The sequence below is a fragment of the Methylobacterium sp. E-025 genome (assembly GCF_022829705.1).
GTDB lineage: Bacteria > Pseudomonadota > Alphaproteobacteria > Rhizobiales > Beijerinckiaceae > Methylobacterium.
In genome coordinates, this window is the sequence record NZ_JAKSYR010000061.1 from 1 (window position 1) to 19,170 (window position 19,170).

14 protein-coding genes and 2 pseudogenes are annotated in these 19,170 nt (G+C 67.6%); 10 read left to right on the forward strand and 6 right to left on the reverse strand.

The genetic code is table 11. The annotated features are described in order from the left end of the window. The 3 genes and pseudogenes from MKK64_RS05610 to MKK64_RS05620 form a co-directional block, all read left to right on the forward strand. Window positions 1-396, forward strand: a pseudogene (locus MKK64_RS05610) (chemotaxis protein); the annotation flags it as partial. Between the two features lie 408 nt (window positions 397-804). After that, window positions 805-1,470 (forward strand): winged helix-turn-helix domain-containing protein, encoded by a 666-nt coding sequence (locus MKK64_RS05615; protein WP_243932576.1) that lies wholly within the window; start codon window positions 805-807, stop codon window positions 1,468-1,470. Beyond that, window positions 1,467-2,849 carry an ATP-binding protein gene (locus MKK64_RS05620; RefSeq protein WP_243932577.1) on the forward strand — a complete coding sequence of 461 codons (1,383 nt, stop codon included), beginning with the start codon at window positions 1,467-1,469 and terminating at the stop codon, window positions 2,847-2,849. Before MKK64_RS05615 ends, MKK64_RS05620 begins: the two co-directional genes overlap by 4 nt. On the opposite strand, the gene MKK64_RS05625 is transcribed toward MKK64_RS05620, so the two are convergent. Both MKK64_RS05625 and MKK64_RS05630 read right to left on the reverse strand, forming a co-directional pair. Beyond that, window positions 2,833-3,180 carry a cytochrome c gene (locus MKK64_RS05625; RefSeq protein ID WP_147840709.1) on the reverse strand — a complete coding sequence of 116 codons (348 nt, stop codon included), beginning with the start codon at window positions 3,178-3,180 and terminating at the stop codon, window positions 2,833-2,835. The two genes, MKK64_RS05620 and MKK64_RS05625, sit on opposite strands and share 17 nt — an antisense overlap. Window positions 3,181-3,195: 15 nt before the next feature. Continuing rightward, complete coding sequence (locus MKK64_RS05630; protein ID WP_243932578.1) at window positions 3,196-4,254, reverse strand: molybdopterin-dependent oxidoreductase; 1,059 nt, start codon at window positions 4,252-4,254, stop codon at window positions 3,196-3,198. Window positions 4,255-5,543: 1,289 nt separating this feature from the next. Here MKK64_RS05630 and MKK64_RS05635 point away from each other — a divergent pair. The 5 genes from MKK64_RS05635 to MKK64_RS05655 all read left to right on the forward strand — a co-directional run bounded on the left by MKK64_RS05635 (window position 5,544) and on the right by MKK64_RS05655 (window position 13,049). Then, window positions 5,544-5,984 (forward strand): hypothetical protein, encoded by a 441-nt coding sequence (locus MKK64_RS05635; protein ID WP_243932579.1) that lies wholly within the window; start codon window positions 5,544-5,546, stop codon window positions 5,982-5,984. Between the two features lie 209 nt (window positions 5,985-6,193). Further along, window positions 6,194-6,688 carry a hypothetical protein gene (locus MKK64_RS05640; protein ID WP_243932580.1) on the forward strand — a complete coding sequence of 165 codons (495 nt, stop codon included), beginning with the start codon at window positions 6,194-6,196 and terminating at the stop codon, window positions 6,686-6,688. A gap of 2 nt (window positions 6,689-6,690) precedes the next feature. Beyond that, the gene (locus MKK64_RS05645) at window positions 6,691-7,131 is read left to right on the forward strand and encodes a DUF421 domain-containing protein (RefSeq protein WP_147724779.1); all 441 of its coding nucleotides are present in this window, start codon (window positions 6,691-6,693) and stop codon (window positions 7,129-7,131) included. Between the two features lie 194 nt (window positions 7,132-7,325). Further along, complete coding sequence (locus tag MKK64_RS05650) at window positions 7,326-10,298, forward strand: response regulator (protein WP_243932581.1); 2,973 nt, start codon at window positions 7,326-7,328, stop codon at window positions 10,296-10,298. Between the two features lie 117 nt (window positions 10,299-10,415). Further along, window positions 10,416-13,049, forward strand: a complete 2,634-nt coding sequence (locus tag MKK64_RS05655) for an MHYT domain-containing protein (protein WP_243932582.1) — start codon at window positions 10,416-10,418, stop codon at window positions 13,047-13,049. Window positions 13,050-13,209: 160 nt separating this feature from the next. On the opposite strand, the gene MKK64_RS05660 is transcribed toward MKK64_RS05655, so the two are convergent. The 3 genes from MKK64_RS05660 to MKK64_RS05670 all read right to left on the reverse strand — a co-directional run bounded on the left by MKK64_RS05660 (window position 13,210) and on the right by MKK64_RS05670 (window position 17,570). Beyond that, window positions 13,210-14,289 carry an IS630 family transposase gene (locus tag MKK64_RS05660; protein WP_243932583.1) on the reverse strand — a complete coding sequence of 360 codons (1,080 nt, stop codon included), beginning with the start codon at window positions 14,287-14,289 and terminating at the stop codon, window positions 13,210-13,212. Window positions 14,290-14,862: 573 nt separating this feature from the next. After that, window positions 14,863-17,085 (reverse strand): xanthine dehydrogenase family protein molybdopterin-binding subunit, encoded by a 2,223-nt coding sequence (locus MKK64_RS05665; RefSeq protein ID WP_243932584.1) that lies wholly within the window; start codon window positions 17,083-17,085, stop codon window positions 14,863-14,865. A 14-nt stretch (window positions 17,086-17,099) separates the two neighbouring features. Beyond that, on the reverse strand, window positions 17,100-17,570 hold the full coding sequence (locus MKK64_RS05670) for a (2Fe-2S)-binding protein (protein WP_243932585.1): 471 nt from the start codon (window positions 17,568-17,570) through the stop codon (window positions 17,100-17,102). 133 nt (window positions 17,571-17,703) lie between these two features. Between MKK64_RS05670 and MKK64_RS05675 the strand changes: the two genes are divergently transcribed. Beyond that, entirely contained in the window at window positions 17,704-18,300 is a 597-nt protein-coding gene (locus tag MKK64_RS05675) for a hypothetical protein (protein ID WP_243932586.1), read from the forward strand. Window positions 18,301-18,661: 361 nt separating this feature from the next. Here MKK64_RS05675 and MKK64_RS05680 read toward each other — a convergent pair. Then, window positions 18,662-19,006, reverse strand: a pseudogene (locus tag MKK64_RS05680) (integrase core domain-containing protein); the annotation flags it as partial. Between MKK64_RS05680 and MKK64_RS05685 the strand changes: the two are divergent. After that, window positions 18,983-19,170: integrase core domain-containing protein (locus MKK64_RS05685; protein ID WP_409567896.1), on the forward strand; the 188-nt coding region annotated here is incomplete at its 3' end. The pseudogene MKK64_RS05680 and the gene MKK64_RS05685 sit on opposite strands and share 24 nt — an antisense overlap.

Here is a 19,170-nt window from a genome sequence, read left to right on the forward strand (position 1 = left end):
GTCGCGGCGGAGGTGAAGGCGCTGGCCGAGCAGACGGCCAAGGCCACGAGCGAGATCTCGGGCCAGATCGCGCAGATCCAGACCTCGACTGGTCACGCGGTCGCCTCGATCGGCGGCATGACCGGGCGCATCCGCCAGATCAGCGACGTGGCGACCTCGATCGCGGCGGCCGTGGAGCAGCAGGGCGCGGCGACGCAGGAGATCGTACGCAACGTCAGCCAGGCGGCTGTGGGCACGGCGGAGGTAACCGGCAACATCACCGGCGTGGCGGGCGCGGCCGAGGAGACCGGCGCGGCGGCGACCCAGGTGCTGGGCGCGGCGTCCGAGCTATCGCGTCAGTCCGAGCACCTCGCGGCGGAAGTCGATCGCTTCCTCGCGACCGTCAGAGCCGCCTGAGGTAGAACCTCACGACTGAGGCGCTCTGGCCCACGTTCAATCCCGACTTTGACGTTCGCGTCTGCTCCTTCTCGGCACAGAGGCGGACGGGCGGTGTCTCACGCCGAGCCGCCGTTCGGCTTGCGACCCATTCCGGTCGTAGAAGCCGGTCATGGCGACACCGCGGAAGCGGACAGCCGCCTCGTTGCCCGTCCGACGAAACGTCGGTCCAAGATGTACCTATTCGGAAGCAGCTCTTTCATCGCGGGAGAGCCGAAGGCGTAGCGTGTTCTTGAGCGCGCCGCGGAGGCATGACCGCAGCCTACAGCCGCATTCCGCGGACTGAACCCACAAAGTTGCCCCAAGCCGCCGCTAGCGTGGTACTTCGGCGCGATCGCGGCACATGCGCAACCCTGAAGCGAACGTTCTGTGCGCATCCTCGTTCTCGAAGACGACCCCGTGCTTTCGGACGGCCTGGTCTCAGGGTTGTCGTTGCATGGCATGACCGCGGACTGCGTTGCCACATGCGGGGACGCGATGTCGATCTTCGATGCGACGCATTACAGCGCGGCGATCTTGGATTTGATGCTGCCCGACGGCTCCGGACTGGACGTGCTGAGCCACATCCGCGCGCGGGACGACGCCACACCGATCATGGTCCTCACCGCGATCGACGCCGTCGCCGACCGGATCGCCGGGCTCGACCGCGGCGCGGACGACTACATGGGCAAGCCGTTCGACCTGGGCGAGCTCTCAGCCCGGCTTCGTGTCATGATCCGGCGGGCGGCAGGACGCGCCTCTGCAACCTTCGCGTGGCGCGACCTCACGATCGACTTGAGCAGCCGGTTGGTCGCGCGGGCGGGCGTCGCGCTTAACCTTTCGCGCCGGGAGTTCGCCTTGCTGGAGGCGCTGATCGAGCGGCCCGGCCGTGTGTTGTCCCGAAGCCAGCTGGAAGCCCGCCTCTACGGCTGGAACGAGGAGATCGGCAGCAACGCGCTTGAAGTTCATGTCCACAATCTGCGCGCCAAGATCGGACGAGACGCGGTCGAGACCGTGCGCGGCCTCGGCTACTGCATCCGGGAGGAGCGTGCGTGAACTCCCTGCGCATGCGCCTGTTCGTCACCCTGGTCACGGCAACCGGGCTGGTCTGGCTCGCCGCCATCGCCTGGACCTATGTCGACAGCCGCGCCCAGTTCGAGAGCATCCTCGACCGCCGCCTCATGGAGGCGGCCCGCATGGTCGACAGCTTGTTCACGCCGGCGCGGGCGGGGGCCGCACGGCAGGTGGCCGAAGACGGCGACGCCCTTGCGCGGGTGGTGCGTTACGACCGTCACCTCAGCTGCCAGATCTGGTCCCTGGACGGGCGCCTGATCGGCGCCTCGGACGGGTCGCCGGATCCGGTCTTGTCGGACCAGCACGAAGGGTTCTCGAACCGCGTGGTCGAGGGTCAAGCTTGGCGTGTCTACGCCCTGTCCGACCCCGCCAAGGGCTTCCGCATCCTCGTGGGCGACAATCTCGGGCAGCGGCGGCAACTGGAGCACGGCCTCGTCGAAAGCCTGCTGCTCACCGCCGGTTGCGTCCTGCCGATCCTGGCGCCGCTCATCTGGCTCAGCGTCGGCCGGGGCCTGCGGCTGTTGAACCGCGCGACCCGCGACCTCGCCGCCCGGGATGCCGACAACCTGGAGCGGGTCGAGACCGGCCGAATGCCGTCGGAGATCCGGCCGCTGGTCGATGCGCTGAACCGGCTGTTCGGTAAGGTCGCGGCTGCGCGCGAACACGAGCGCACCTTCCTGGCCTATGCGGCGCACGAGTTGCGGACGCCGCTGGCCGGCCTGAAGACGCAGGTTCAAGTGGCCATGAAGGCGCCCGGCGCCGCCATGCGGGATGCCGCCCTCGCCCAGACCCTGCGCGCGGTCGATCAATCGGCACGCCTCGTCGAGCAACTCCTGACGGTTTCGCGCCTCGACAGCGGCGGGCGCCCAGCCACCATCGCCTGGATCCCCGTGGAGGAGCGCCTGCGCGATCTGCTTGCAGGGATGGGCGGCGTGCCGACGTCGGAGCGCGTCGCCTTCGCACCCGCCCTCATCGAGCTCGAGATCCAAATGGACGAGGACCTGTTCGACCTCGCCATGCGCAACCTGATGGAGAACGCCCTGTCGATGACCCCCCCGGAGGGGGCGATCACCTGGGATGCCGCGCTCGGCGCGGATGGAAGCGCCACCCTGTCGATCACCGACGAGGGACCCGGCATTGCCGAGTCGGAGCGCGCCCTGGTGATCCAGCGCTTCGTGCGCGGCAGCCGGCGGGCGAAGCTCGGCAGCGGCCTCGGCCTCTCGATTGTCACCATGGCGCTGATGCAATCCGGCGCCCGCCTGCACCTCGACGGACGGGACGGCGGCCCCGGCCTCAAGGCGAGCGCGATCTTCGGCCCCGGGCTCGCCAGGCGTGCTCCGCCCGCTACGGCTCGCCTTTGACCCGGGCGAGGTAGTCGACGATCACCCGCGCATCCTCCGGCGTGATCGGAGCCTTGTAGGCGGTGATCATCTTGTCGACGACCGCATGCCACTCCTCCCGCGAGAGGGCGGGCTGGTTCAGGGTGTGGTCGGCGGAGTGACAAGCCGTGCAGTTCGACGCGATGACGTCGGAGCCCGGCCCGGCGGGGAAACCAACATCGTCGCCGAAGGGCAAGTCGATTTCGGGCGTCGGGCGAAGCTCCAGCGGCGCGGCGGCGAAGGCCGGCACCGGGCCGGCAAGAAAGCCGGCAATGAGCGCGGCCAGCAGGGTGGTGCGGAGGGATCGGGACATGGTCGCGCTCACCCCTCAGGCCGCCACGAGGTCGAGGGTCTCGACCTGGTTGGACATGTACCCCCCCGGGTTCCAGACGCGCCGCATCGGCTGCATCACCCGGTCGGTGTTGATGCAGCGGGCTATCACGGTGTGCGCCCCGCGAGCGGGGAGGCTGATCGTGGCCTGCCATTGCCGGAAGCTGTAGGTGCCCTCATCCTTGCCAAGGGTCGTGGGCTGCCAGGTCCGGCCGCCATCGAGCGACAGGTCCACCGCGGCGACCCCGCGGTCGCCCCCGAAGGCGATGCCGCGCACCGGTTGCGGCACCCCGACCGGGACGATGTCGCCCGGCTTGAGGTTGGTCACGAATGCGCGGGGCAGGTTCCGGGTGATCGGGATCATGCCGAAGCCCTTCTGCCCGGGCTCGACCGTGTAGTGGGGCGTATCCGGCACCCGGTAGCTCCGGGTCGTCCAGACGCTCGGGTCGGGGTGGTCTGTCACTTCGATGTCGTCGAGCATCTTGATCCAGTAGACGGCTGACCAGCCGGGGACGATGAGCTTGAGCGGAAAGCCGTTGAGCATCGGCAGTTGTTGGCCGTTCATCGCAAGGGCCAGCATGACCTCGCCGTCGCGGGCGTGATCGATGTCCAGAGCCTTCACGAATTTCGGTGCGTCAGGCAGCTGCGGCTCATCGAGGCCGCCGAACTGCACATGGGTGGCCCCGGCCTTCACGCCGGCGCGATCAAGGACATCCTTGAGGCGCACACCGGCATAGAGAGCGTTGCTCATGGAGCCGTTCGCCCATTGGGCACCGGCGACCCGGGGCTGCGCGTAGAGACGCGAATTGCCGGCGCACTGGCTGACCGCCGCGATCTCGAAGCGCGGCAGATCGTGGATCAACTCACGCAGCGACAGCGCCTGCGACCGCTCGACGAGGCCGTGGACCTTCAGGGCGAAGCTGTCGGTGTCGATGCGAGTCGGGAAGGTGGCCCAATGCCAGCTGACGAAGTGCTGGTCGTTCGGGGTGAACACGCCGGTGTCGAAGACCTCGAACGGCGTCTCCAGCCAAGGCGGCCGGGTGCGCTGGACGATCATACGCCCCTTCTCGGGATATAACGTAGTCATGGGCCGGGTGCTCGGGCCGCCCGGGATATGAAAATCAAAGGTGTCGGCGCGAGCTCGGCCGGCGAGCAGGCCCATCCCGCCGAGGGCGGCGGCCGACAGGAGGCCGCGACGGCTCGGAGACGATAACGTGGTGTGTTGAGGCATCGAATCCAAAGTTCCGCTGAGCCGGAGCCCAAGAGGCCGGCGCAGGGTCTCCGCGCCCCTCAGCTTAAGGGCACCTTAAATGCGCTGCGGCTCGTCTTGGAACGTGGATGGGTGAAGCGAGGCGTGAGGCTAGTCGCACCAACAGCCGAGCCGCGTTTCCGATTGTAAATCGCAGACGTCAGCCTCGGTCGACTTGGTGGCCCAATCCCAGAGCGCATGCCTAAGGAGTGCGAGGAGGATCGTGAATGGGCGCGACAGCGTCTGCTTCTTCGAACTCCCGCTCAAAAGCGGACGGTCGCCAATCCACCCAACCACGCCATCCAGCATCGCCGCTTTGCGCCAAGAGCGGAAGTTGGCCTTCGGCCGGGTAGCAGGCAGGGTATGCGACCGTCCGGTATCGACCCTTCACAGATCCTCGGAAGGTCCACTTCGTGGCAGCTTGGTGGAGGATCACCAAGTCCGGGTCGGGTGGTTTTCTGCCAGTCTGCTTTTAAGCGTCAAACTCCAGAGGCGGACGTTCGACATTTGGCAGGTTTTGGCCGTAAGACGCTGGTCCGTTTCAGACAGAGTCCGTCGGAAAAGGTGACGGTGGTGTAGCCGACAGATCTATTTCACCGACCGCGGCGTAGTCGTCGAGCACGGCCCGTTGGCAACATTTCTTGCCTCCGCTCAGGCCGAGCGAACGCGATGGTTCTTCTCGCAAGCCCTCTGACTGACCTTTGCGGGGCATATCAAAATCAAGACCCGGTTCCGCCCGCCGATTAGGTCGCCAGCAAGTTCTCATCGGCGATCGGCACACAGGGGCGGGCACTGTTCGCGCAAGGCAAATCATCAAGCTGAGCCTGCAGGGGTGCTTCCACCGGACCATCGACGCCAGCGGACTCCGTTTCGAGATGACAGTCCCGATCCGATGAGCGGTCGGGCCGGGTCGCCGGCGCTTAACGGAGGTTGAACGGCGCGGTTCAGGATGAGTTCGAACCCTGGCCCTAGAGAGCCGTCAGCCCCGACAGGGGCCGATGCCAGTCTCCACCGGCATCGCCAGGAATTGGCCCCGTCCAGGTACGCCGGGCATCCCGTGGCCCAGGCCGGCACACGACACCCGAGGAAGACACGACATGAACGACATGCAGACCATCACCGGCACCGTCTGGGCCGTCTTCGGCCACCGCTTCGCCATCGATGGCAAGGAAGGACGCATCCTCGCCGACCTTGGGCCGAAGGGCGCCGAGGTCATCGCAATCGCCCATGGCGACACAGTTACGATCACGGGCGAGCCCAAGCCCTCGGAAATCAAAGTGACGCTCATCACCCTCAAGGACGGCACCGTCTGCGAGATCGCGTGGCCGCCGAAGCTTCACACGGAAAAGGCGAACCAGACCCCGGCCGATCCGGCGGCGGTCCTCGCGGCGGTCAAGGCCGAGGGCTACGCCGTCGAGGGAGAGCCTCAACGCAAGCCGAAGCACTTCGAGATCGTAGGCGCCAAGGACGGCATTCGCCACGAGATCCACGTCGAGCTCTATGGGAAGATTCGGACGGCCAAACCGCTCGCCGCCTGAGAGACCGAGCCGGATCGCAGCCGCATTCGGGCGGGCGTGATCCGGTTTGCCGACTCGAAGGAGCGATCACGTTCCCGCGTCATCCCAAGTAACGCCGCACCTGCAGGGAGCCAACGGCAGGTCCGACGACTTGGCTCCCGTCCCGGGCGGTTCCGCCCAGATCCGTGCCCAAGGAAAATATCTTGGACGTCATCCATCCCGACCCGCCGATGCGCGAGGAGATCGCGCGCGGCTTCTACCCGGCGTTCGAGGGACGTTGGCGGCGTGCCGAGATCATCGGCCGTTGGGCCATGGTCGCATTCGTGGGCGCCTCCGTCCTCGGAGCGTTCGGGCAGGGTCTGTTCAGCGAGCGCGAGGCTGCCAACGCCGATGCCTCGATCAAGCTCCGCTACGAGCCGGTGGTCCGCTTCGGCGCCCCGACCAAGGTCCAGTTCGACACCCGCGTCCCGCCCGGCGGCGATAAGGTCGCCGTGACCATGGCAAAGGGGCTGGCCGACCATTTTGGGTTGGAGAGCATCATCCCGCGTCCTTCTGTCTGGGAAGCCGGCGCCGACAGCATCCGCATGGAGTTCCCCGTCGTGAAGGGTCAGGAACGCGTCACCATCCTGTTCGCGGGCTCGCCCGGCTTCCGCGGCAGCATCCATCTCTGGGCACGGCTGGATGCAGGCGAGACCCTGCCCTGGTCGCAGTATTCGGTGCCGTAGGCATGAGCACCGTCTTCAAGGCCGCGGCCGCCTACCTCGTCGTTCTCTTCGTCATCCGCCTCATCGGACGCCGGACCGCGAGCCAGCAGGCCCCCATCGACATGGTGGTGCTGTTCCTGTTCGGCGGTATGAGCGTCAGCGCGGTGCTCGGCGACGACAAGTCGTTCGTCGGCGCGATGAGCGCGATCTTCACCGTCGGCCTCATGCACGTGGCCGTCTCGTGGCTGAAGCTGCGCTACGTCTGGTTCGAGCGTATCTGCGACGGCACGCCCATCGTCGTCTACCGAGACGGCGACTGGGACGAGACCCAGATGCGGCGCCTGCGGATGCAGCAGGCCGACGTGCGCACCGCCGCCCGCCAACAGGGCCTCGATGACATGGATCAGGTCGCCGTTGCCATCGTCGAGCGGGATGGGAAGGTCTCGGTCATCGAGAAGGACTGATCCCCGGCGGCTGCCCCAGGGCGTGACCCGTCGCTCCGGAACAGACGCCAATCAGGGACCACTCGAAGACGTGACCGGGACGGGCGGGCAACCACCGCACGGTCACCGTGTTGTCGAGGGCACCCGAACACCGCATCGCGTCATCCCACGGCCTTGCGTCGGCGAGCCCATCCGTTCCCATGAGCGAGCCGCACATGACCGACGATACGCTCCCACCCGAAGTCGGCGATGCCCGTCGCCTGGACGCACTCCGAGGGTACGGCATCCTCGATACGCCCCCCGAGAAAGGGTTCGACGCCATCGTCGAGCTGGCCCGAATGACCTGCTCTGTCCCGGTCGCCCTGGTCAGCCTGGTCGCCGGCGACCGCCAATGGTTCAAGGCGCGGTCGGGCTTCGCGCCTTGCGAGACCTCCCTGGACAAGTCGGTCTGCGCGCATGTCCTCGGCTCCCCCGACCTGCTCGTAATCGCCGACCTGTCGCTGGACTCCCGTACCAGGGACAATCCTCTCGTCACGGGCGAACCGTACCTGCGCTTCTACGCCGGGGCGCCGCTGGAGGCGGCCGACGGCGAGCGTCTCGGCAGCCTGTGCGTGATCGACCTCGCGCCCCGCCCGGAGGGCCTCACGGATCGGCAGGCGGTAGCCCTACGCGCGCTGGCGGGGCAAGTCATGTCCCAGATGGAACTGCGCCGCTCGGTCGCCGAGCGCGAGGGACTTCTTTCCGGCCAGGCCGCGCTGATCGCGCAGCAGAATGCCCTGATCGCCGCCCAGGCCAGCGTGACTCGGGCGGCAGGGGACCGTGGCGTGATCCTCGATACCCTCGTCGGCGGTGTCATGGCGGCGGTCTGCCAAGCCGAGGGCGCAGTGATCGAGCTCCGTGAGGGCGACGACCTCGTCTATCGCTCGGCACGCGGTGCGCTCGAACCCCATGTCGGGCTGCGCATCCCCATCGACGGCAGCCTCTCGGGCCATTGCTTGGCGACCGCCAAGCCGGTGCTGTGTCCGGACCTCCTCGTTGACCCTCGCGTCCGTCGCGACCTCGTCGGCCCGCTCAACGCCCGCTCGGCAGTCTGTGTCCCGATCCTCCGTGGGGACGCCGCCGTCGGTGTCCTGAAGCTACAGTCCAGTCGTCCCGATGCCTTCACCGGCCTCGACCTCCACGTCGCCACCCTGTTCGCCGGCACCATTCCGGCCGGGTTGGCGGAAGCGGGCGAGGCGGAGGCGCGCCGTGGGATGCGGGCCGGCGAGGCCACCCTCCGCACGGTGATGGAGACGCTGCCCGTCGGTGTCCTGATCGCCGAGGCTCCGACGGGCCGCATCGTCGGGCACAACGCCCGGGCCACCGTGATCCTCGGACATGATGTGGTCTCAGATACGTCCGCCGACCGGAAGGACCGCTGGGTCGGGTTCCATTCTGACGGATGCCAGGTCGAGCCCGGGGATTGGCCCCTCGACCGCGTGGTGCATGCCGGCGAGTCGCGCGCGGATCTTGAGGTCGACTACCGCCGCGGCGACGGCAGCCGTGCCTGGATTGGGTTCTCGGCGGCGCAGATGCTCGACGTTGATGGTCACCGCGTCGGTGCCGTCGTCGTCGTCACTGACATCGACGGGCGCAAGCGGAGCGAGCTCCAGTTGGCCGCCGCCAAGGAGGCTGCCGAGGAGGCAAACCGGGCCAAAAGCGAGTTCCTCGCCAACATGAGCCATGAGCTGCGCACCCCGCTCTCGGCGGTGATCGGCTACTCGGAGATGCTGCAGGAGGAGATGGAGGACGGCGGCCACGACGACCTGCTTCCCGACATGCGCAAGATCGAGGCGAACGCGCGCCACCTCCTCGGTCTGATCAATGACGTGCTCGACCTGTCGAAGATCGAGGCGGAGCGGATGGAGACCTACGTCGAGGACTTCGCCATCGACGCGATCGTCCGCGACGTCGCCTCGACGGTCGAATCCCTCGTCGCCGCAAAAGTGAACGTCCTCACGCTGGACCTCGCCGATGACCTCGGCGAAGCGCGTTCCGACGTGACCAAACTGCGCCAGTGCCTGATCAACCTCTTGAGCAACGCCGCCAAGTTCACGGAAGGTGGCCGGATCGCCCTGAAGGCCGAACGGGGGGAACGCGACGGTGAGAGTTGGCTGACCTTCCAGGTGAGCGACACCGGGATCGGCATGAGCCCGGACCAGCAGGCGCGCCTGTTCGAGCGCTTCACCCAAGCGGATGCCTCGACGACGCGGAAGTTTGGCGGCACCGGCCTCGGGCTGTCCATCACCCAGGCGTTCGCATCCATGCTGGGCGGCGATATCAAGGTGGCGAGCGAGGAGGGTCGAGGAACCACCTTCACCATCTCGGTCCCGGCCCGCATCGCTGGCACCAACGACCAGCCGGCAATGGAAGCGGATGTCGGGATGCCTCTATCCGACGATGTGTGCGGCAAGGACGTCGTCCTCGTCGTCGATGATGATCCGGCGACGCGTGATCTCCTCACCCGCTTCCTCGAACGCGACGGGTTCAAGGCCGTCGCCGCCGTCGACGGGCGGGAGGGCCTGGAGATTGCGCGGACCCTGAGGCCCCGGGTTATCCTGCTCGACGTGACCATGCCGCAGCTGGACGGCTGGTCGGTATTACAAGAACTCCGGGGAGATCCAGAACTCGGCAACACGCCCGTAGTCATGGTCACCGTGCTGGACGAGCAGAACCTAGCCTTCTCCCTCGGAGCCACCGACTACCTGCAGAAGCCGGTGGACTGGGACGAGCTTCAGGGGGTGATGGACCGCTTCCGACCCCGGGACCACGAAGGCCCGCTACTCGTCATCGATGACGATGCCGACACACGGGATCGTATGTCGACCCACCTCACCCGGGAAGGCTGGCGGGTCGTCACGGCCGAGAACGGCAAGGTCGGGCTCGGGGTCGTCGCGACAGTGCAACCCTGCCTCATCCTTCTCGATGTGATGATGCCGGAGATGGATGGCTTCGCGTTCCTCGCCACCCTGCGGGCCAAGCCGGAATGGGGTTCGATCCCGGTCGTCGTGCTGACGGCCAAGGACGTCGACGTGAACGACCGGCGGCGTCTGGCCGGACGGGCCGACAAGGTCCTCAGAAAGGGCCAGGTCGGTCTCGACGACCTCACTAGGCTGCTGCGTTCGGTGGTTTCGCCAAGCCCGGCCTGATCCTTCGAGAGCCATCGCGCTGACGGCTCGCAAGGTCTTGCGCTTCCGGGCCGAAAGATTGGTCCCAGGAACGCTGCCTTTCGGTGCTACGGACCCCGTGCCCCCACCGGACATCCTATGGCCCATACCGGATACAACCCGCTACTCGTCACGCTGTCCATCGTCATCGCGGTGTTCGCGTCCTATGCGGCGCTGGACCTCGGTGCCCGCGTCCGGCGTCCGGACGCCGGTGCGCGCTGGGCCTGGGGCGCTGGCGCGGCGGTGGCGATGGGCGGTGGCATCTGGTCGATGCACTTCGTCGGCATGCTCGCCTTCGAGATGGGAATGGCGGCGGCCTACGATCTCGGACTGACGGTCCTGTCACTGCTGATCGCGGTGGGTGTCACGGCCGGCGCCTTTGCCTGGGTTGCACGCCGGGGAACGGGTGCGGGCTCGTTGCTGGTCGCGGGCCCGCTTATGGGCCTTGGCGTGGCGGCGATGCACTACACCGGCATGGCGGCGATGCGCGTGCCGGGCAACCTTGCCTACAACCCGGCTGTGGTGGCGGTCTCGGTCGCCATCGCGGTCACGGCTGCGACCGCAGCCCTGTGGCTTACCTTCCGCCGCAATCGGCCCTGGCAGAAACTCGCCGCCGCCTGCGTGATGGGGCTTGCGGTCGCTGGGATGCACTACACCGGGATGGCCGCGGCGACCTTCACCGCGCAGGAGAGCGGCGCCCATGCGGCCCACGTAGCCATCCTGGCGGCGGGCCAACGCGACCTCGCCCTGGCGGTCGCCGGCGTTACCTTCCTCGTCCTGTTCCTGGCGATGATCGCTTCCTCGCTCGACCAGCGTCGGGTGCAGCGACGCCTGCACGTCAGCGAGGCGCGCTTCCGATCCGCCGTCAGGGCCGTCAACGGCGTGATGTGGACGACTGACGCCGCCGGGCATTTCGTCGAGGAGCAAGCAGGGTGGGCGGAGATCACCGGGCACACCCCAGAGCAGTACATGGGCGCGGGCTGGGCGAAGGCGATCCATCCCGAGGATCTCCCGGCGACGATCGCGACCTGGACCGACGCATTGCGAGCCGAGGCCCCTTACACGGTCGAGCATCGCGTGCGCACCGCCCAGGCGGGCTGGCGCCGCTACGTGGCAAGGGCAGTGCCGGTGCGCGATGCCGACGGCGCGATCCGGGAGTGGGTGGGCGTCCATGAGGACATCACCGAGCGGCACGCGTTCGAGGTGGCGCTCAAGGAGGCGCGGGACGCGGCCGAGGAGCACAGCCGGGCGAAGAGCCGGTTCCTGGCCAACATGAGCCATGAGCTGCGCACGCCGCTTTCGGCCGTAATCGGCTATTCCGAGATGCTCGAGGAGGAGGCGGAGGAGCTCGGTCAGGAGAGCCTCCTCAAGGATCTCGGAAAAATCAAATCGAACGCCCAGCACCTCCTCGGCCTGATCAACGACGTGCTCGACCTGTCGAAGGTCGAGGCGGAGAAGATGGAGCTCTACCCCGAGGACATCGACGTCGCCGCCTTCGTCACGGACGCGGCCGCCACCGTCGAGGCGCTCGTCGGGAAGAAGGGAAACGTCCTCGTGCTCGACGTGGCCGATGGCGTCGGCCGAGCCCGAACGGACGCGGTGAAGCTGCGCCAGTGCCTGTTCAACCTGCTCTCGAACGCCGCCAAGTTCACCGAGGGCGGCACCATCACGCTGGAAGCCGGGCGCGAGGCGGGTATCCGCGGCGGCTGGCTCCAGTTCACGGTGCGGGATACGGGCATCGGCATGAACCCGGAGCAGGTCGGGCGCCTGTTCGAGCGCTTCACGCAGGCCGACGAGAGCACCACACGCAACTATGGCGGCACCGGTCTTGGATTGGCTCTAAGCCGCGCCTTCGCCCAGTTGCTCGGCGGCGACATCTCCGTGACGAGCGTCGAGGGCGAGGGAACGAGCTTCACCCTGCGCGTGCCGGCGGTGGCACCGGACCGGACGGTCGATGTCGCGCCGGATGCCGTACCGGAGAACGGCGAACGCATGGATGACTTGGTGCTGGTGATCGACGACGAGGCATCCCAGCGCGAGCTCATGACCCGGTTCCTCGAACGCCAGCGCTTTTCCGTGCGCACGGCGGCGGACGGGCGCACCGGCCTCAACCTCGCCCAGTCGCTCAAGCCCCGCGCCATCCTCCTCGACGTCATGATGCCCGAGATGGACGGCTGGTCGGTGCTCGCCGCTCTCAAGTCGGATCCCGAGACTGCCGGCATCCCGGTGGTGATGGTGAGCTTCGTTGCCGACGCGACTCTCAGCGCCTCGCTCGGTGCCATCGAGGCGGTGCCGAAGCCGGTGGACTGGGCGCGCCTCCGGACGATCCTGGATCAGTTCCGAGCAGCGGACGGCGACGTCCTCGTGGTCGATGACGACGCGGACATGCGGCACCGCCTACGGACGGCCCTTGAACGCAACGGCTGGAGCGTCCGCGAGGCCGGCGACGGCCGCGAGGCGCTCGAGCAGGTCGGGCTTGGCGTGCCGCGCCTCGTCCTTCTCGATCTCACCATGCCGGTGATGGACGGGTTCTCGTTCCTTGACCGCTTGCGAAGATTGCCGGGTTGCGCCGACGTGCCGGTAGTGGTCCTCAGCGCCCGGGACGTCACGGCCGAGGAGCGGGACCGGTTATCAGAAGCCGATCGCGTTTTGCGCAAGGGTGATTCCAGTCTCCAGGACATCGCCACCGAATTGCGCAAGCTCGACAACCGTCAGACCAGCAAGTCGGCCTAGAATATCCGATCGATCTGCCGTCCCTGGAGTTTTTCAGTCAAACCATGAGGTCATGGATCGCCGCAACAATCCTTCATCCTACGAACCGCCTGCCAGTGAGCAAGATTAACTGACCCAGATCACTGAAATGGCGCAGAGAATATCCGCTGTCGGGTGCCTCCTAGTGGTACGAGTCTAACACTTGGTGCCCGCGCTTTGCGGCCTGGATGATGCGATCCGGGTCGGCGGTCCAGACGAACGGCTTCGGATTGCCGTTGCTCTCGGCGATGAAGCGTTTGATGGCGGCCTGTACCTCGATCAGCGATCCGAACACGCCACGTCGGAGCCGGCGTTTTGCGAGCTTGGCAAAGAAGCCCTCGACGGCATTGAGCCACGAGGCTGAGGTCGGGGTGAAGTGGAAGGTCCAGCGCGGGTGGCGGTCGAGCCAGGCACGGACCTTCGGGTGCTTGTGGACGGCATAGTTGTCCAGGATCGCGTGGACGATCTTGCCCGCCGGAACCGCCGCCTCGACCGCATTGAGGAAGCGGATGAACTCCTGATGCCGGTGGCGCTGCATGCAGCGGCCGATCACCTTGCCCTCCAGCACGTCCAGGGCGGCAAACAGGGTCGTCGTGCCGCGGCGCTTGTAATCGTGGGTGCGCGTCGTCGGCCGGCCCGGCTTCATCGGCAACGGCTCCTGCGTGCGGGCGAGCGCCTGGATCTGGCTCTTCTCGTCGACCGAGAGCACGACGGCGTGGGCCGGCGGGTCGACGTAGAGCCCGACGACGTCGCGCAGTTTGGCGACGAAGGCCGGGTCGGTGGAGAGCTTGAACTGCCGGACTCGATGCGGCTGTAGGCCGTGCCCCCACCAGATCCGCTGCACCGACGAGACACTGATGGCCGCGGCCTTGCTCATGGCGGCGGCCGTCCAATGCGTGGTCTCGCCGGGTGGTTCTCCTTGCGTCAGAGCCACCACGCGCGCCGCCACCTCCGACCCCAGCGGCGGGATGCGCGCCGGTCGCGTTTTGTCCCGAAGGAGCCCATCGGCGCCCTCCTGCGCGAAGCGGTCCTGCCAGCGCCAGACCACCGTCTTGGACACGCCCGCCTCACGCATGATCGCATGCGTCCCCAGCCCATCGGCGCTCAGCAGTACGATACGGGCGCGCCAGACGTGCTTCTGCGACGTGTTTCGATCCGCGACGAGTGCTTCGAGCCGAAGGCGATCCGAGGCGGAGAGCGTGAAAGAGATGCCACTGCGCATCCCGCCAGACTCGCAGGATGGGGCGCAAACCGAAACCCCACACGGACTCAACCGTCAGGGCTCAACCACTAGATCCCTTGTTGCATCCGTGTGGAGTTGGATGCGGAACGTCCGCTTCCGGGTAAACCTGCAACGAGCGCTGTGGGGCTTTGCGGATCCGATACCACGTCTCACAGCCTAGTACTATCTAAGCACTTTAATGTCGGAGGGCAGCGTGAAGCGCCTTCGGCAGGGTCGGTGGGAGTGTCTTCTCGCCTCGTCGGCATAGGCAGGCGGTCCGCTCGCGATGTTAGGGTAGGCCCCCAACAGCTCCATCCTTGTCCGGCCGCCGTCGAGGAGCCGGCGTACGGGACGAACATAAAGCAGCAGATGTTCGAGCGCCGCCACGGTGCGGTCAAAGGATGTCGGACCGGACCCCGGCACGGGCCGGCCCATGCCAGCCGCCTCGATCAAGCTGCGTCGATCCCGGCGGCCGAGGCACCACCCGGTGTCCGCGGCGCGGCCGGTGGATCGCGATCCGGGCCCGCGCCGCGGGACCGGCGCCACGCCCCGACGATCCTGCCTGCTCGCGTTTCAGGCCCCCTGCAGAGCCGCCTTCACCTTGGCCGGGGTGAACGGCACGGACCGCACGCGTACGCCGGTCGCGTCGAAGACTGCATTCGAGACCGCCGCCGGCACGATGGCGGCGGACGGCTCGCCGGCGCCCCACGGCTTCTCGGTTGGCCGGTCGATCAGGTCGATCACGACCTCGGGCACGTCCGGGAAGGTCAGGATCGGGTAGCTCGACCAGTCGAGGCTCGTCACGGCGCCGCGATCGAAGGTGACCTCCTCCAGCAGCACCCGGCTGACGGTCTGGATGACATTGCCGTCGAGCTGGTTGCGCACGCCGTCGGGGTTGATGATCTGCCCGCAATCCTGGACCACGAAGAAGCGCGGCACGCGCACCTGCCCGGTGCTGCGATTCACTTCGACTTCGGCCACGCCCGCTACGTAGGTGCGATTGAGTTCGTACTTCACGTAGGAGATTCCGCGGCCGCGCAGCACGTCGCCCGCGGCGTCTTTCACCGGCGAGGGGCGCGCCTGCCACATGGCGAGTTCGGCAACCCGCTTCAGCACCTCAATGCCGCGCGGATCCTTCAGCGCCCGCAGGCGGTACTCCAGCGGGTCGGCGCCGGCTGCCGCCGCGCACTCGTCGAGGAAGGCCTCGTTGGCGTAGGTGTTCTGCATCCGCCCGGGGGTGCGGATCCAGGAGGGCCGGAACGGCGTCGAGGCCAGCCGGTGGCAGACCGTGCGCACGTTCGGAAAGGCGTAGGGCAGCGCCGAGTTGCCGATGATGTTGCCCGGCGCCATCGTAGTCTCGTGCGGCAGATCGGCCAGCGAGGCCGCCACCAGCGGCACGTTACCGGCCGCCCCCTCCGGGATGTGGAACTGGGAGGACCAGGCGGTGACGTTGCCCTGCGGGTCGAGCCCGGCCTTCAGGTCGATCAGGGTCGGCGGTCCTTTCGGATCCCAGCCGTGCTCGTCGGCGCGCGACCACTGGACCCTCACGGGGCGGCCGACCGCGCGGGCGAGAAGGGCGGCGTCGCCCGCCGCGTCCTCGTGGCCGTTGCGGCCGTAGCAGCCCGAGCCCTCGACGTAGATGCAGCGCACCGCCTCCGGCGCGAGGCCGGTCATCGCCGCGAGCTGCTTGCGCAGGGCGTGCGTCATCTGCGAGGCCGTCCAGCAGGTCAGGAACCCGTCCTTCAGCTCTGCGATGGCGCAGGACGGCCCGATCGAGCCGTGGGTATGGATGGCGAAATCGTACGTCGCTTCGAGCTTCCGGGCCGCCTGTCCGAGCGCCGCCTCGGCATCGCCCGTGCTGCTCGTGACGTCGTCCTTGGTGACCTTCGTGGCGCGCACGTGCTGCCAGAGCTTGCCCTGCTCGGGCAGGCCTTCCCATTCCGACCACGTCGCCTTCAGCTGCTTTGCGGCCTTCACGGCCGCCCACTCCTTCTCGGTGACGATGGCCAGGAAGTTACCCTGGCGCACGACCTTGATCAGTCCTGGGATGTCCGCGACCGAGGCCTCATCCACGCCCTGCAGATCCGCCCCGATGGTCGGGGGACGGACCACCCGCGCATGCACCATGCCGGGCACGCGATAATCCTGCATGTAGGTGAAACGGCCGGTCATCTTCTCGGGTATGTCGACCCGCGCCACCGGCTTGCCGACGAGGGCGAACTGCGCCGGATCCTTCGTCTTGACCGCCGGATCGACCTTGAGGTCGAGGCGCCCATCCTTCACGAGATCGGCGTAGGAGAGGCCCTGGCCGCCAGCTTTCGGCCGGACGGTGCCGTTCTCGCTCACCAGCTCGTCGGCCGGTACGCCGAGGCGCTCGCTGGCCATCTGCACGAGGCGCGCGCGGGCCGTCGCCGCCGCCTGCCGGATTTCGACGCCGCCCTTCTGGATCGAGAGGCTCCCGTAGGTCGGTCCCTGATCCGGCGTCAGCGCCGTATCGCCCTGGACGACGGTCACGCGGTCGAGCGGCAGGTCGAGTTCCTCAGCCGCGATCTGCGTCAGGGCGGTCTCGACCCCGGTGCCGAGATCCACCTTGCCGGAGAAGATCGTGGCGTGACCGTCGGCGCCGAGCGCCAGGAAGCTGTCGACGCGGTCCGAGGCGACGGGCTTCGCGAAGCCGTTGGTGGCGACCGGCGCGAAGCTCTGGGCGCTGGCGCCGCGGCCGGACAGCGAGAAGCCGACCACGAGGGCGCCGCCCTGAAGGAGCAGGCTGCGGCGGGAGAGGGCGGGTGCGGTCATGACAACAACCTCTGTCAGAGTGTGCCGGCCGCGCGCTGGACGGCGCGCACGATCCGCTGATGGGTGCCGCACCGGCAGAGATTCGGGGCGAGCGCCTGCCGGATCGCGGTCTCGTTGGGCTTCGGCGTCTCGTTGAGCAGGGCAGCCGACTGCATGATCATGCCGTTGATGCAGTAGCCGCATTGCGCCGCCTGCTCGGCGATGAAGGCCGCCTGCACCGGGTGCGGCTTGTCCAGGGTGCCGAGCCCTTCGAGCGTCACGATCTTGGCCCCCGCCTTTAGGCTCGAGACCGGGGTGATGCAGGAGCGCACCGCCTGCCCATCGACATGCACCGTGCAGGCGCCGCACTGGCCCAGCCCGCAGCCGAAGCGCGGCCCGTGCAGGCCGAGATCATCGCGTAGCACGTAGAGGAGCGGCGTATCGGGGTCGTCCACGCTCACGGGCGCCACGCGCCCATTCACGTCCAGCGACATCAGCTGCACCATCGGGCATCTCCCTGGAACCATTCTCGGGTGCTCGGCCTATACCCGGCGTAGACCCGGAGCAACGCGGCGGCGTGACAGCGATTCCCATTCGCTGCAGGAAGCCGTGCTGCCCCCGGCGCCGTCAGGGAAGCGCATGCCCTCGCAGAACCGCAGCCGATGCATCCTCGCTCTCGTCCTCGCGCTGTCCGCGGGCCCCGCAGGGGCCGCCGAGCGCCTCGCGCAGGATTGGCCCGAGCCGTCCCGCAAGGCCGCTGAAGCCGTTGCTGACAAGTACGGCGCACCCCAGGAGCAGACGGCGACGCTGCTGATCTGGCACCGCAACGGGCCTTGGATCCGGACGGTGGTGCACAAGATGGGAGCCGAGCACGATTTCCCGGCCAAGCACAACGACGTGCTGGAGCAGAGCTTGCCCTACAAAGTCCCGCTCAACTTCTTCAGCGCGGTCGCCACCTTCAACGGCAGCGTCATTCCGGACCGGACGCGAGGCACGCTCACCGTCTACGGCGCTAGCGAGGCCGAGAACGTCCTGAGCCTGAACCTGGCCCGGGCGGTGGTGCGCGGCGAGCTCACGGCGGAGCAGGCACGTGATAAGGAAGTTGCGGCTGCGCAGGAGTTGGCGAACGGACAGGAGCCGGACCTCGCGGCCAAGCTCTCGCTCGATCAGCAACAGGAGGGCGACGTCTCCGACCCAGACACCGCGATGATCCTGCCGCCCAGCCAAAAGCCATAGTCCGGAGTACGCGGCCCTCTGCTCTGGCAACGCGTTGATCCATGGGCGCCCGCTGCCTCGATCTCAGATTCTCATGCCGCGCAGTTCTCGACACTCTACCCCATGCGTTGGATACGGTGGTGAAGGCTGGAGCGCCCTGTTCCAATCCGCGCACGGCGGCCGCCGCATCCTGCCGGCCGGGCATCGGGGCATCCGCGATCTCCCGGCGAAACGGCGCGATCCAGTCGTGAAGTGGCCGCCGCGCGCTGGACCGGCTCGTTTGAGGCCGACGCTCGGGACTGTGCGTCAGACGCTTAGAACGATCTTTCCGAGAGGCTCGTTTTTCCTTGATCGGCCCCCGCGAGGTGGTCCAAGGGTGAAGTTAGTGCACGGTGGGCCGCTCCGCCACGGGCAGCTTGGCCGGCGGAGCTGGTCGGGCGAGCGCAGCCGGCCAAGCGGAGAAGGCTGGCACGAACACCTCCGGTGCCGGCGGCCGGTATTTCAGCGAGGCATGCGGGCGCACGCCGTTGTAGTGACGGCGCCAGCTTTCGATGACGACCTGCGCTTCTCTGAGTGCGTGGAAGATCTCGCCGTTGCGAAGTTCGTCGCGAAGCCGTGCGTTGAAGCTTTCGACGTAGCCATTCTCCCACGGTGAGCCTGGCGTGATGTAGGCCGTGTTTTCTCCGACTCCGATGATCCAAGCTTGTACGATCTTCGCAACGAACTTCTCAACGGCGAGATCTTCCACACACTCAGAGAAGCGCAGGTCGTCATCGAAAGCTGGCGCCGTCACTACAACGGCGTGCGCCCGCATGCCTCGCTGACATACCGGCCGCCGGCACCGGAGGCGTTCGCGCCGGCTTTCCCCCCTAGTTGGGATGAGCAACCGTC